Consider the following 13,333-nt stretch of genomic DNA (forward strand, 5'->3'; position numbering starts at 1 on the left):
TCTGTCTGCTTCGTTACCGATTACCCCTCTTCGGACCGGGCGCACTCAGAACCGGCCGGAAGCGGTGAAGGAGACCTCGACCGATCGGTGCCTCGGCACTCTCGCGCCACGGTTCTGCCCGCTCTGTAGCCTCGCGCGCGAACCGCTTACGCGCAGCCTGGTTCCGTTCGAATTCGTGTCACTCCCCCGATCGTGCAGCGTGATGCGTGGAAACCCCGCCCAAAGTGCGGCCTGAGAAAAACCTATCCCAACCTATCCCACCCCCAATCGTCCCAAGCGAAAGGCCCCACAACGGAAACCGTTGCAGGGCCTTCACTTACACAGTCGGGACGGCCGGATTTGAACCGGCGACCCCCTGAACCCCATTCAGGTGCGCTACCGGGCTGCGCCACGTCCCGAGTCCGAAAGCTCGAACGCATTCCCGGCGCGTTCGAGGACTCGAAGCTAACCCACACCCGCGTTTCCGTCAACCCGCGCGCACCGCGGGGCCATCCGGAACAGGCTCGTCGTCCGCGTAGGTGGCGACGACGGTGAAGCGTTCGCGGCCGGCGGCGCCGGTGATCACCAGGGGGCCGCTCCGGAGCCAGGCGTGGGCGGTGGCGCCCGCGTTGGTTTCGCGGGCCACGCCCAGGTACAGCGTGCTCGCGATGCCGCGGCGCCGCAGCATCGTCTTGCCGGCGATGCCCTGTTCGAGACACGCGCACCGCCAGGGGAGCCGCCGGCTCGTCGCCTGCAGCGCCCAGCGGACCTTTCGGAGTGTGTCGAGGGCCGCTTCGGGGGGAGCGGCGGTGGAGGTCTCCCGGCCGGGGGTGCCGAGGCGCGACGACAGGCGGCGAAAGGGGATCGAGAGCACCATGGCCCGGGCGGCGGCCAGGCAGAACGCCGCCTCCGCGAGCAACCGCCGATCGGCCCACGCCAGCCGGCCAAGGGTGCGCAGCGCGGTCATCGCGCTACGTGGATCATTTCCTTGTCGAGGAGCGTTCCCAGCAGCGAAAGCACCTCGGTCTCGCACTGCGCGGGCGATACGTCGTAGCGCGCCACGAGGTCGGCGCAGAGGTCGGCGGGGGTGGTCGCCGCTTCCAGGCGCTCCCAGACGGCCGCCGCCACGCCGTTCAGGAAAAAGTAGCGGCCCGACTCGACGTGGAGCATCGCGATCTCCTCGCCGAGCGAGGCGCTGATGAGGGCGGGATCGCGAACGAGCGGGGTGGTCGGTGTGATCGTGGGCATGGACGGACAGAGCGGGGACAGGGGCACTTGGCCGCGGACCCGGCAATGTACCAGAAACGGCGAGGGACGACCAGCCGAGCAGGATGCCGGCGAATTTGCGCCCTCGTGAGCCGCCGTCTACAATGGACGGATGACGATTCAAGCACCGGGCGATGCGGTCCGCGCAGCCAGGCGGTTCGAGGGGCATCGCGGATGAGCGCGATCTTTGGATTCGCGCATCTCGATGGCGAGCCGGCGGCGGAGGAGGCGCTCCGCGCGATGGACGCGGCGCTGGCGGGGTGGGGACCGGACGGCGGCGGTACGTGGCGCGAGGGTCCATGCGGCCTGGGGCAGCGGCTGCTGTACAACACGCCGGAATCGCTTCACGAGAGGATGCCGCTGACGAGCCGCGACGGAAAGGTCGTGCTCGTGGCGGCGGCGCGGCTGGACGACCGCGAGGGGCTGTTCGGCGCGCTCGGCGTACCGCGCGAGGAGCGGGCGGCGATGCCGGACGGCGAGCTGATCCTCCGCGCCTACGAGCGATGGGGGGAGGAGAGCCCGTCGCGCCTGCTGGGCGATTGGGCGTTCGCGGCATGGGATCGCGAGCGGCGGCGGCTCTTCGTGGCACGCGACCAGTACGGCCACACGGCGCTGTACTACCACGCCTCGGCGCGCTTCTTTGCGTTCGCGTCGGGCCACGAAGCGCTGTTCCGGCTCCGGGGCGTCCCGCGCCGGGTGAACGAGCTCCACGTGGCGGAGATATTCTTCGGGTGGCCGGGCGACGGAACCGCGACGCTGTGGGAAGACGTGCGGCGCCTTCCGCCAGCGCACTGCCTGACGGCGTCGGCGTCCGGCGTCTCCGTGCGCGAGTACTGGCGGGCGCACGACGCTCCCCAGGTGCGGCTGGGCTCGGACGACGCGTACGTGGAGCGCTTCCTGGAGATCTACGCCCAGGCCGTGCGCAGCCGCCTACGCTCGCACCGGCCGGTGGGCTCCACGCTGACGGCGGGGCTCGATTCCAGCTCGGTGACGGCGCTGGCGGCGCGGGAGCTGCGCGCGCAGGGGCGGCCGCTGGTGGCGTTCACCTCCGCGCCACGCGAGGCGGCACCGGACGGCGGGACGGCCTCCACGCCGCTGGTGGACGAGTGGCCGCTCGCGCACGCGGCCGCGGAGTACATGGGGTTGGCCGAGCACGTGAAGGTGAGCGGCGAGCAGATGAGCCCGCTGACGGCGCTCGAGCGCACGCTCACCATCCATTCCGAGCCGGCGCCCGCCGCGCTGGGCCACTATTGGGTGCACGACATGCTCTCGGCCGCCCGGCGGCGCGGGATCGGGACGCTGCTGGTGGGGCAGCGGGGGAACGGAACGGTGTCGTGGAACGGCGGCAGCTTCGCGCTCGCCCACCTCGCCGCCACGGGCGCCTGGCCGACCGTGCGGCGCCTGCTGGCGGGTGAGAGCCGCGCCACGGGAGTGCCGATGGCGCGCGTGGCCTGGCGGCGGCTTTTCTGGCCCGTGATCGATGCGGCGCGGATGCAGCTCCGCTGGCGCTTCAAGGAGCCGCGGACGGTCTGGGCGCGGCACATGCCCCTCGACCCGGGGTTCATGGAGCGATCCGGGATCGTGCGCCACATGCGGCGCACCGAGCACCGCATCGGGTGGTTCTCCGCGCGGACGCCGCGGGCCGAGCAGCTCGCCACCCTCATGCCCGGCGTGAGCGCGACCGGTGCCTTCCTGCACGAGATCGGCGCCGCGTACGGGATGGAGCTGCGGGACCCAACGGCCGATCTGCGCCTGCTGGAGTTCTGCCTCGGCATTCCGCGCGACCAGTTCATCCGCGACGGGCAGAGCCGCTGGCTCATCCGGCGGGCCATGGAAGGGCTGCTCCCCCGGGAGGTGCAGTGGAACACCCGGCGCGGCATGCAGTCGGGCGACATGACCCGGCTGGCGCTGGGGGAGATGGGCCGGATCGGCGAGGCGGTCGCGCGGGTGGAGTCGTCGCCGCTCGTGGCGCGCTACTTGTCCATGCCGCTCCTCCGCCAGCTCTGGGGCGACCTCCAGCGGCCGGAGACCGCCGAAGCGGAGGGGTCCGCGTACTACCTCCTCGGCATGCTTTCCGTGGGGCTCTTCCTGATCCGCGAGGAGGACGCGGCGCGCGGGGGATAGCGGCGGGGCGGGCGTGCCCCTTGCCGGAGTGGCAAGAAATCAGCATCGTTATCCCCGCAGGTACAACAACCTCCCCAGGAGACCGTCCATGCAATCCAGCTCCAACGACGCAACGCCGCAGGCCACTCCCGAGATGGAGAATCCCTCCGCCGGCAAGCTGGCGTGGCACACCCCGGTGGTGGAGGAGGTCCCGTTCACCCGCACCGAGGCAGGCGGCGTGGGCGGCGTCTACGACTTCGTCGTGTACTCAGGGTCTATTTGACGGACGGCATCGCGGTTCAGGCCGCGCCGGCGCCTCTCCTCTTCCGCACCCACCGTCCCGTCGCCCACGTGCAGGGCGGCGGGATCGTTTTGGAGCATGGCCCCAGCGGCTCGGGGATGAAGCTGAACGGCACCGCCCGGCGGCTCTGGGAGCTGACCGACGCCCCCATCGCCCTGGACGCGCTGTGCGCGCGGGTCGCATCCGAGTTCGAGATCGCCCCCGGCGAGTGCGACGACGCGGTGCGGGCGTTTCTCGACGACCTGGCGCGCCGCGGCCTGGTGGAGGAAGTGGCCGAGGCGCCCGGCGACGCGGGGGTGCGGAGCCGCTACCTCGACCTGCTGAAGCGCGCGCTCGTCAACCTCATCTACCCCGAGCACGAGCTCCGCATCGAGCTGCTGGAGGAGCACGGCCGGTCCGGCGGGCTGGCCGGCGAGCAGCTCATGCGCGACATCCGCTACCGGTCGCCCGCGGAGTACGAGGAGCTCGTCGCGTCCAAGGTGGACGGCTCGGTGCGGCGCCGGCGGCCGAGCCGGTTCTCGCACACCATGATCGGGATGGAGCGGCTGGACAACCTGGAGTACTGCGCGCGGAGGGTGTTCGCGGACGGCGTTCCGGGGGACTTCCTGGAGGCGGGGGTGTGCCAGGGAGGCGCCGCCATCTTCATGCGCGGCTTGCAGGTGGCGCTCGGGCAGGAACACAGGCGCGTCTGGCTCGCCGACTCCTTTGAGGGGCTGCCGCCGCCGACGCACGAGGTGGACCGCGCCTGGGACCTCGACTGGAGCGAGGAGCGGCAGCCCTGGCTTGCGTGCGACATCGGCGCGGTGCGGGACAATTTCCGCACCTACGGGCTGCTGGACGACGGCGTGCGCTGGCTGCAGGGGTGGTTTTCGGAGACGCTCCCTGAGGCGCCCGTGGAGCGGATCGCGATCCTGCGCGCGGACGCCGATCTCTACCAGTCCACGCGCGAGATCCTGGACTCGCTGTACCACCGGGTGTCCCCCGGCGGCTTCGTGGTGATCGACGACTACGGCGCCATCGACGCCTGCCGCCACGCGGTGGACGAGTTCCGCGCGGAGCACGGGGTGACGGACCCGCTGCGCCGGATCGATTGGACCGGCGTCTACTGGCGACGGGAGGCGTGACGGAGCGGTTCACGGCCCTGGTGCTGCACCCCCACGCCATGCGGGGAGAGAGCGAGGGGGTCTGGTACCAGAGCGTCGAATACCCGGCGCGCCTCTTCGCGGACGACGGGGAGTGGCGGGTGGACGCGCTCGGCGCCAACGACCCCGCCGTTCCCGCGGCGGCGCTCGCGTGCGACGTGCTCGTCATCCACATGCTGAGCACCCCCGAGCTGGAATCGGTGATCCGGCTGCGGCGCGAGCGCGGGCGGCCCACCGTCTACGAGATCAGCGACAACATCCTGGCGCTCGGCGGCTGGCTCTCCCCCACGCATGCTCTGCGCAGCCCCCTCGTGCGCCAGCAGATCTTTCGCTACGCCTCGCTGTCGGAGGGTGTGCAGACGTACTCTCCCGGGGTGGCGGAGGCGTTCGCCAGCCTCGGCGAGCACGTCGCCGTCGTCGACTATTCACTGCCCGTGGTGCCGGAGCAGCTCCCCGAGAAGCCGGACGGCTTCGTCTTCGGCTGGTCCGGCTCCACGTCGCACCGGGAGGACCTCCTGGCGCTCGCGCCGGTGGTGACCGACTTCTGCCGGCGCCACTCCGACGCGACCTTTGCGTTCATGGGGGACCGGCGGCTGCTCGCGGAATGCTTCCCTGAGATTCCTGCGGCGCAGCTGCAATACAGGCCCTTCAGCCCGCACCCCGAGTACCTGGAGTTCGTCCGCGGCTGGCACGCGGGCATCGCGCCCGCCGAGGACACCCCGTTCAGCCGCGGGCGGTGCGACGCCAAGTTCGTGGAGTACGCCGCGGGCGGCGCGGTCCCCCTCCTCAGCGACATACCCATCTACCGGCCGCACGGCGGCTTCGCGCCCCTGTTCGCGCACCCGGGCCAGCTCGCTTCGGTGCTCGAGGAGCTGTACCTCGATCGGGACGCGATGCGGGGCCTGGCCGGGCGCGCGCACGATTGGGTGCGGACGAATCGCACCTCCGAGCCCGGGCGCGCATCGCGCAAGCGCTTCTACCGGTCGCTTCTGCCGCCCTCGGCCACACCCTCGCGCGACCCCATCCCCGCGCCTTCGCCCGCACTGGCCGCCGCGCTGGAGGAGGCGCTGGACGCGTCTCGGCGCCAGGACCACGAGGGGTCGCTGCGACTCTCCCGGGAGCTCCTGCGCGAATCGCCGGACTTCGCACGGGCGGCGTGGCTCGCGGCGACCAGCCTGGAAGCGCTGGGCAGGCACGACGAGCTGCTCGACTCCGAGGACGCACGCGAGCGCTCGCAGGTGTACGCGGATCTGCACGCCGAGATGCGCTACCACGCCGCGCGCCGCGTTCGCCCCGCGGAGGCCGGCCGGCATTTCGAGGCGATCCAGAGCCCACTGCGGCGCCTCCGTCTGCGCGCAACGGAGCCCGGCGACCGGCTGGAGTACTTCCGGGAAGTGCTCCGGCACCACCCGTACGACTTCTTTGCGCTCTTTGCCCTCATCCAGCTTCTGTCGCGCGAGTCGGCGGGGGACGGCGCGGAGCTGGCCTCGCTCTGGGAGCGCGCGAGCCTGGTGGCCCCGGAGCGGGTTCCCCACGCGCACCGGCCGCCCCGCCTCGCGCCCTTCCTTCCCTCCTGATGACCCCGCCGTTCCGGTACACGGTGTACGGCCTCGCGGTGCGCTGCAACCAGCCGCTGCCCGCGGCTCCCAGCGCGGACGACGGTCCGTTCGACCTGGACATCGACATCCCGGCGACGCCTGCGCGTTCGCTGAGCTGGGAGGGACCGGATCCGATCTATGCGGGGATGGAGAGCTTCTGGCGGCTGGACGACGACACCTGGCGGCTCGGGTACATGGACGCGGCCAGCGGGGCTCGTTGGGATCTCACCTGCGAGCGAGGGTCGCGCATCACGGTGCGGTGGATGGAGGGGATCTCGATCCCGGACATCCGCACCTTTCTTCTCTACTCCGCCGTCGCCATGGCGCTCCACCTGCGCGGCACCCCGTGTCTGCACGCCAGCGGCATCGTGGTGAACGGACGGGGCGCGCTGCTCCTGGGGCCATCGGGCACGGGCAAGTCCACGACGGCCGCCGCGCTGGTGGCCGCCGGCAACGAGCTCCTCACGGACGACGTCGCGGCGCTCGAACTCCGCACGGACGAGGTGCGGGTCCACCCCGGCCTCCCGCGGCTGCGTCTGCTCGCGGAGAGCGCCGCGGCCGTGAACGAGCCGTTCGACCTCCTCGCCCCCGTCTGGAGCGACGCTTCGTTCAGCACCAAGCGCTACATGGACGCACCGGCCGGCGGGGGAGCGGCCCGGCTCGGCGTCATCTACCTGCTCGCGCCCCGTGAGGGGGAGCCGCGCGAGCCCGCGGTCACCCCGCTGGCGCCGCGCGAGGCGTTGCGGTGGCTGATGGAGCACACGTACGGAAAGGTGTGGCTGGACGCGCCGCGGCGGGCGCGCCTCTTCCAGTCCCTGGCGCGTGTGACGGAGCTGGTGCCGGTGCGCACGGTGCACCGGGGCGACCGCCTGGCGGATCTGCCGAAGCTGGTCGAGTTGCTGTCCAAGGACGCCGGCATGGCGAGCTCGCGGTGTTGAGCCCCACGGAGGAGAGGTCCACGCTGGATCTCACCCAAGCGGAGCGCCTTCTCGCCTCGCTCGTGTGCGGGCGCGCCGATCCGCGCGAGGTGAGCGCGCCCGATGCTGCGGCGCTCGCGCCACTCGCCCTCGCCCACGGCCTGGGCCCCATGCTCTTCGCGGCCGTCCGGGACGCGGGGATCGCTCCCGCAGGCTCCGCCTGGGCGCCGCTCGCGGGGTATGCGCGCGACGCCGCCACGCGGTACCTGCTGGCGCGCGTCGAGCAGGCGCGCATCGAGGCGGCACTCGCGGGGGCCGGCATCGAGTGGGTCTGGCTGAAGGGGTACGCCCTCGCCCACACGGTCTACCCGCGGCCGGCGCTCAGGCCGATGAAGGATCTGGATCTGCTCGTTCCGCCCGATCGCTGCGACGAGGCGGAGCGCGCGGTGCTCGCGCTCGGCTACCGCCCCGCGACGGATGCGCCGCTGATGTTCCGCGGCGGCGGGCGAGTGGCGCATCATCTCCCCACTCTGCGGTCGCCGAGCGGGCTCCTGGTCGAGATGCACAGCGGCCTGCATCCCTCGCAGCTCCTGCGGGTCTCCGAGCATCTCCACTGGTTCCGCGCGCAGGTGGTGGAGACGGATGCCGGGGGCGTGCGGGTGCGGCACTTCACGCCAGAGGCGCAGCTGCTGCACCTCGCCGCCCACGCCATCCTTCAGCATGGCGAGGCGGAGCGGTACCTCCAGCGCTTCCTCGACTGCCACCTCGTCGTCGCACGGACGCCGCTGGATTGGGACGTGGTGCTCGGCCAGGCCGCGGTGCTCGACTGGAGCTATGCCCTCCACCGGGCGCTCGCCCGGAGCCGCGAGCACTTCGGCACGCCCGTTTCCGATCACGTCCTGCGCGCCCTCGCCGAGCGCGGCACCGCGGCGACGCGCGCGACCAGTCTCGCCGTCGCGCTTGCCCGCCCGGGCGCGGACGAGCCGCTCGAGCGCGCCCGGGTCATCGGAACCGCCCAGCCGCTCCACGTGCGGCTGTACGTGGGCCTGCGCACGGCCATCCCCTCGCCCGCCTACATGCGGTGGCGATACGCGGCGAAGTCGTGGGGGCTTCCGGGCGCCTACCTCCAGCGCTGGTGGGGGATCGCGCGGCGGCTCCTCGGCCGGCGCACGGGCGGCTGAGGCGGCGCGGCCGTCAACTCGCGCGCACCGCCACGTGTGGGGCGGCGGGGACGTCCACGCGCAGCCAGTCGTCCAGCAGGCGCTGCTGGGCGGGGGTGGGGCGCTCGGCGGGGCGCAGGAGGAGGCGCGTGGGGGCGGCCCGCTCCACCTCCAGCTCCAGCGTCACCAGCTCGTCGCGGCGAAAGACGGTAACGGGCACGCGCTCCCCCGCGTGGCGCTCGGCCAGGCGGACCGGCAGCGTCTCGGGGGCGATGCGCACGCCGTCCAGCGCGACCAGCTCGTCCCCGGCGTTCAGGCCGGCGCGGTGGGCGGGGGTGCCTGCGAGGACGTGCGACACGAGATTGCGGCCGCCCTCCGGCTTGAACTGGAGGCCGGTGTGGACCTCCGTGCGCGGGTCCGCGGCGGGAAAGGGCGCCGTCTCGTGCGCGGGGCGCAGGGTGAGGCCGGCGGCGGACAGGATCTCGTCGAAGGGGAGCTCGTCGGTGCCGCGCAGGGCGAGGTCGAAGAAGGGGCGCAGCTCCGTGCCCGCCACCTCGGCGGCGATGCGCTCGACTTCGCCCTCGGGGAAGCCGGTGTCGCGGGCCCCGAATTCGGTCCACAGGCGCCGCATCACGTCATCCAGCGAGCGCGCGCTGTCCGTGCCGGTGCGGATGCGCAGGTCCAGGAGGAGGGCGACGAGCGCGCCCTTTTCGTAGTACGAGATCGACGAGTTGGGCGTGTTCGCGTCCGGGCGGTAGAACTTGATCCAGCTGTCCCACGACGCGTCCGCCAGCGACTGCACGGAGCGCCCCGGGAGCGACCGGAAGCGAGCGATGGCCTCCGCGAGCCGCTCCAGGTAGCGGTGCATCGTGATCAACCCGGCGCGGCGCAGGAGGAGCTCCGTGTAGTACGACGTGATCCCCTCCACCACCCACAGGTCGCGCGTGTAGTTCTCAGCCGTGTAGTCGAAGGGGCCGAGCACCGCCGGGCGGATCCGCTTTCCGTTCCACAGATGAAAGAACTCGTGCGCGACCAGCGCCAGGAAGCGCTCGTACGGCTGCCCGCGAAAGGACCAGCGGTCCGCCAGCAGGACGGTGGACCCGCGGTGCTCCAGGCCGCCGGAGCCGCCGGGGGTCAGGTGCACGATAAAGGTGTAGTCGCGGTAGGGGAGCTCGCCAAAGAGCGCCTTCTCCGCCAGCACGATGCGCGCGGTGTCCGCGACGAGGCGCTCGCCGTCCACGTTGCCGCGCCCCCAGACCGCGTAACGGTGCGTCTTCCCCTCCATCTCCCATTCCAGGAGCTGGTGGGTGCCGATCTCCAGCGGCGAATCGACCAGCTCGTCGTAGTGGACCGCGCTGAAGCGGCCATCGGCGCCGCGCAGGGCGGTGGTGATCCGCCAGCCCTCCGGCGCCTCCACCTCCAGGTCGAGCGCGTCGCCGGCGCGATCCTCGGGAAAGAGGAAGACGCTGGCGCCGTTGATGGAGGCGTGAGTCGCGTCCAGGTGGCTGGTGCGCACGGTCAGCTCGTTGGCGTACACCTGGTAGCGCACGCGCAGGGTGCCGTCGGCGGGTGGGTCCACGAGCCAGCGGTTCTTGTCCGTCTTCGTCCATGAAAGCGGAGCCCCCGCCCCGTCCGCGGCTTCGAAGCGCTGGACGTTGCGGGGGAACTCGCGCATCAGGTACGACCCGGGGGTCCACGACGGCATCGCGAGCGACGCCGGTCCGCGGACCCCCTCAACTTCGATATCGACGTGCAGGAGGTGCGTGTGCGGCTCGGGAAAGGAGAGCCGGTAGCGGACCGCGGCCACCCTAGCGGCGCCGGCGCCAGGCGAGCGCGGCCAGCGCCCCCGCCACGATGCCGCCACCGATCGCCAGCGGGCGCGCGAAGCCGGAGACCCCGCTCTCCCTGGCGATGCTCCCCGCCATGAAGAGCATGTTGGCCGGGCGCTCTGCCAGGCGGCGCATCAGGTACGGGTACCAGCTCTCGCCAAAGGGAACGTACACGCGCACGTTGTACCCCTCCTCGCGCAGCCGCGCCTGCAGGTCGCGGCGGACGCCGTACAGCATCTGGAACTCGAAGGAGTCCTTGGAGATCCCCTTCTCCCACACGTAGCGGCGGGCGGCGTCGATGATCGCCTCGTCGTGCGTGGCGATGGCGGGGTAGTTGCCCGCGTCCAGCAGGCGCTGCATCTCCTCCACGAACATGCGGTCGGTGTCCGCCTTGTCCGGGAAGGCGACCGTGTCCGGCTCCTTGTACGCGCCCTTTACGAGCCGGACGCGCGCCTTGAGGGCGATCATCCGCTCCAGGTCGTCCGGGGTGCGGCGGAGGTACGACTGGAGGACGGTGCCGGTGTTGTGGAAGCCGTCCGCCCAGAGCGCCTCCACCAGCGCGACGGTGCGCTCGGTGTACTCGCTGCTCTCCATGTCCAGCCGCACGAAGATCTCGCCCGCGCCGTCGCCCAGCTCGCGGGCGCGCTGCAGGACCATCTCGATGTTGCGGCGGCAGAACTCCGGGTCCATGTCGAGCCCGAACTGCGTGGGCTTCACGGAGACGTTGGCGTCCAGCCCCTCGCGCTTCACCGTCTCCAGGATGCGGATCACCATGTCGGTGGCGGCCTCGGCCTCCTCGCGGCTCTCCACGGCCTCGCCCAGGTAGTCCAGCGACACGGTGAGGCCGGCGTCGTTGAGCACGCGCGCGGCCTCCACTGCCTCCTCCAGCGTGTCGCCGGCGACGAAGCGCTGCGCCATCGCGCGGGAGATGGGGGTGCCGGTCACCATTCGCTTGGCGGTGGGGCTCTGGCTGAGGTACAGCAGGCTCTGCTTGAGCATGGCTCTGATGCTAAAAGGTCCGGGTGGGCTGGGCGCCCGCGTCTTCGTCTTCGCTGCGCTTGCGGCGGATGGTATCGTCCAGCAGCGCGCGCACCTCGGCGAGCGAGAGCCCTTCCAGCGCTTCTCGTGCCGCGGCTTCGGTGGGGGCGGCCACGAGGTCGCCCGTCTCCAGGTGCCCCATCACGGCGGTCCCCGTCTGCGCCCAGCGCACGAACACCAGGTACCCCGCGTACGCCTCCCCGCCGTCGCCCGACTCCTCGACCTCGACGGCGGCGGTGTACGGCTCCCCGTCGCACCCCTGGAACGCCGCGGCGCGCCCGTGGACCGCCTCGTATCCGCCGAGGGTGTCGTCGGTTACCCCTTCCGGGGTCTGGGGATTCAGCCGGTCTTCGGCACCGGAGTAGCGCATGCGGGGAAGGTAGCAGGGGGTGGCGGGGGCGGAAAGTGCGTGCCGGGTCAGCGAGGTGCGTTAGTGGCGTGAGTGCGTTCGGGTCCAGTGCACGTTTGTCATCCTGAAGGAGCCGCAAACCCCAAGGCTCGCCGCGCACAACGAACTTGTGCGGCGAGTGAAGGATCTAGCCGGCGAGGCAAGAGGCCCCGGCGGGAATGGCCAGGCCTCTTGGCACGCGCAGTAGATCCTTCGCTCCGCGCCAACGATGGGACACGAGGAGAGCACGAGAAGCGCGTCGCTCAGGATGACAGAATGGGGCACGAACTAAGGCACTACCCCCGCACTTTCCTACGCCGCACCGGCATCCTACCTTCCGGCCACCCACTCACGGCACCGTCCCCAGGCATCCATGCGCGCGGCGATCTTTCATGAGAACGGCGGGCCCGAGGTGGTCCGCATCGAACAGGTGGCCCGGCCCACGGCGGGGGCGGGCGAGGTGCTGGTGGAGGTGAGGGCCGCGGCGCTCAACCACCTGGACCTCTGGGTGCGCCGCGGCATCCCCATCGAAACCACGATGCCGCACGTCGGCGGGTCGGACATCGCGGGGGTGATCGCGGAGGTGGGGGAGGGGGTGGATGCGGCCCGGGTGGGGGAGCGGATCGTCGTAAATCCGTCGCTCTGGTGCGGGCGGTGCCGCGAGTGCGCGCGCGGCGAGGAGTCGATGTGCGCGTCGTACCGCATCCTGGGGGAGCACACGGACGGCGGCTTCACCGAGTTCGTGGCGATCGCGGCGGACCGGGCGTACGTGATTCCGGAGGGGCTGTCGTTCGAGGAAGCGGCGGCGCTCCCCATCTCGTACCAGACGGCGTGGAGGGCGCTCCTCACCCGCGCGCGCCTGCGCCCCGGCGACGACGTGCTGGTGATCGGCGCGTCCGGCGGCACTGCCCTCGCCGCCGTGCAGATCGCGCGGCTGGCCGGCGCCCGCGTCTTCGCCATCACCAGCGGCGACGAAAATGTGCGTCGGCTGCGCGCGCTCGGCGCCGCCTTCGTCTACGACCGCGACCGCGAGGACTGGTCGAAGGGCGTGTTCCGCGACACGGCGCGGCGCGGAGTGGACGTGGTGGTGGAGAACGTGGGCGCCGCCACCTGGACGGGGAGCGTGCGCGCGCTGGCCCGCGGCGGCCGTCTGGTGACCTACGGCGCCACCGCCGGCCCCGTGGTGGAGGTCGACGTGCGCGTCCTCTTCTGGAAGCATCTCGAGATCATCGGCACCACGATGTCGTCGCGCAGCGAGTTCGAGGCGATGCTCCGCGCCGTTGCCACCGGCAATCTCCGCCCGATCATCGACACCGTCATGCCGCTCGACCACGCCCGCGAAGCGCACGAGCGGCTCGAAGCAGGCGGCCAGTTCGGAAAGATCGTCCTGGTACCGTAACAGCAATCTCACACAGAGACACAGAGAGAAACAGCTAAGGTAGTTCTCTGTGGCTTGCAGTTCCCTCTGTGTTCTCTGTTAGGACTTACGCAGTTGCCCCCAAAGTGAAGCTGGGCTGGGCGAGATAGGTACGCACGGCGTTGCGCGTGATACTCACCTTTGCTTCGACCCAGCTCATTCCGGTGGCGATGCGGTTCCTTTCGAGCCGCAGGA

At 71.6% G+C, this 13,333-nt stretch carries 13 protein-coding genes and 1 tRNA gene; 7 read left to right on the plus strand and 7 right to left on the minus strand.

Going from position 1 to position 13,333, the window contains the following annotated elements; all coding sequences use genetic code 11:
- Positions 1-324 precede the first annotated feature (324 nt).
- The 3 genes from VF584_20740 to VF584_20750 form a co-directional block, all read right to left on the minus strand.
- Positions 325-398 (minus strand) — tRNA-Pro (locus tag VF584_20740).
- A 68-nt stretch (positions 399-466) separates the two neighbouring features.
- Entirely contained in the window at positions 467-946 is a 480-nt protein-coding gene (locus tag VF584_20745; protein ID HEX8212618.1) for a lasso peptide biosynthesis B2 protein, read from the minus strand.
- On the minus strand, positions 943-1,227 hold the full coding sequence (locus VF584_20750) for a PqqD family protein (GenBank protein ID HEX8212619.1): 285 nt from the start codon (positions 1,225-1,227) through the stop codon (positions 943-945). Before VF584_20750 ends, VF584_20745 begins: the two co-directional genes overlap by 4 nt.
- A 192-nt stretch (positions 1,228-1,419) precedes the next feature.
- On the opposite strand from VF584_20750, the gene VF584_20755 reads away from it, so the two are divergent.
- From VF584_20755 to VF584_20780, 6 genes are all read left to right on the plus strand, one after another.
- Positions 1,420-3,369 (plus strand): asparagine synthase-related protein, encoded by a 1,950-nt coding sequence (locus tag VF584_20755; protein ID HEX8212620.1) that lies wholly within the window; start codon positions 1,420-1,422, stop codon positions 3,367-3,369.
- Positions 3,370-3,457: 88 nt separating this feature from the next.
- Positions 3,458-3,631, plus strand: coding sequence for a hypothetical protein (locus VF584_20760; GenBank protein ID HEX8212621.1), 174 nt, complete (start codon positions 3,458-3,460; stop codon positions 3,629-3,631).
- A complete protein-coding gene (locus VF584_20765) occupies positions 3,628-4,773 on the plus strand; it encodes a PqqD family peptide modification chaperone (GenBank protein HEX8212622.1) in 1,146 nt (381 codons plus the stop codon). Before VF584_20760 ends, VF584_20765 begins: the two co-directional genes overlap by 4 nt.
- Positions 4,740-6,368 (plus strand): hypothetical protein, encoded by a 1,629-nt coding sequence (locus tag VF584_20770; protein HEX8212623.1) that lies wholly within the window; start codon positions 4,740-4,742, stop codon positions 6,366-6,368. Before VF584_20765 ends, VF584_20770 begins: the two co-directional genes overlap by 34 nt.
- On the plus strand, positions 6,368-7,327 hold the full coding sequence (locus VF584_20775; protein HEX8212624.1) for a hypothetical protein: 960 nt from the start codon (positions 6,368-6,370) through the stop codon (positions 7,325-7,327). The genes VF584_20770 and VF584_20775 overlap by 1 nt, the downstream gene beginning before the upstream one ends.
- Entirely contained in the window at positions 7,324-8,487 is a 1,164-nt protein-coding gene (locus VF584_20780; GenBank protein HEX8212625.1) for a nucleotidyltransferase family protein, read from the plus strand. Before VF584_20775 ends, VF584_20780 begins: the two co-directional genes overlap by 4 nt.
- A gap of 13 nt (positions 8,488-8,500) precedes the next feature.
- On the opposite strand, the gene VF584_20785 is transcribed toward VF584_20780, so the two are convergent.
- Genes VF584_20785 through VF584_20795 form a run of 3 tightly spaced genes read right to left on the minus strand, consistent with a single transcriptional unit; the run spans position 8,501 to position 11,703 of the window.
- Entirely contained in the window at positions 8,501-10,273 is a 1,773-nt protein-coding gene (locus tag VF584_20785; GenBank protein ID HEX8212626.1) for a PDZ domain-containing protein, read from the minus strand.
- A gap of 1 nt (position 10,274) precedes the next feature.
- Entirely contained in the window at positions 10,275-11,294 is a 1,020-nt protein-coding gene (locus VF584_20790) for a proline dehydrogenase family protein (protein HEX8212627.1), read from the minus strand.
- Positions 11,295-11,304: 10 nt separating this feature from the next.
- Positions 11,305-11,703, minus strand: a complete 399-nt coding sequence (locus VF584_20795; GenBank protein ID HEX8212628.1) for a hypothetical protein — start codon at positions 11,701-11,703, stop codon at positions 11,305-11,307.
- A gap of 391 nt (positions 11,704-12,094) precedes the next feature.
- Between VF584_20795 and VF584_20800 the strand changes: the two genes are divergently transcribed.
- A complete protein-coding gene (locus VF584_20800; protein ID HEX8212629.1) occupies positions 12,095-13,120 on the plus strand; it encodes an alcohol dehydrogenase catalytic domain-containing protein in 1,026 nt (341 codons plus the stop codon).
- 85 nt (positions 13,121-13,205) lie between these two features.
- Here VF584_20800 and VF584_20805 read toward each other — a convergent pair.
- A partial coding sequence (locus VF584_20805; protein ID HEX8212630.1) for an IS701 family transposase occupies positions 13,206-13,333 on the minus strand: 128 nt, incomplete at its 5' end.

Origin of the sequence: Longimicrobium sp., assembly GCA_036389135.1 — a bacterium.
Classification (GTDB): Bacteria; Gemmatimonadota; Gemmatimonadetes; order Longimicrobiales; family Longimicrobiaceae; genus Longimicrobium.

Coding starts and splice junctions, on each gene's coding strand:
- VF584_20745 (HEX8212618.1), bottom strand. CDS start 946: ATGACCGCGCTGCGCACCCTTGGCCGGCTGGCGTGGGCCGATCGGCGG.
- VF584_20750 (HEX8212619.1), bottom strand. CDS start 1,227: ATGCCCACGATCACACCGACCACCCCGCTCGTTCGCGATCCCGCCCTC.
- VF584_20755 (HEX8212620.1), top strand. CDS start 1,420: ATGAGCGCGATCTTTGGATTCGCGCATCTCGATGGCGAGCCGGCGGCG.
- VF584_20760 (HEX8212621.1), top strand. CDS start 3,458: ATGCAATCCAGCTCCAACGACGCAACGCCGCAGGCCACTCCCGAGATG.
- VF584_20775 (HEX8212624.1), top strand. CDS start 6,368: ATGACCCCGCCGTTCCGGTACACGGTGTACGGCCTCGCGGTGCGCTGC.
- VF584_20790 (HEX8212627.1), bottom strand. CDS start 11,294: ATGCTCAAGCAGAGCCTGCTGTACCTCAGCCAGAGCCCCACCGCCAAG.
- VF584_20795 (HEX8212628.1), bottom strand. CDS start 11,703: ATGCGCTACTCCGGTGCCGAAGACCGGCTGAATCCCCAGACCCCGGAA.
- VF584_20800 (HEX8212629.1), top strand. CDS start 12,095: ATGCGCGCGGCGATCTTTCATGAGAACGGCGGGCCCGAGGTGGTCCGC.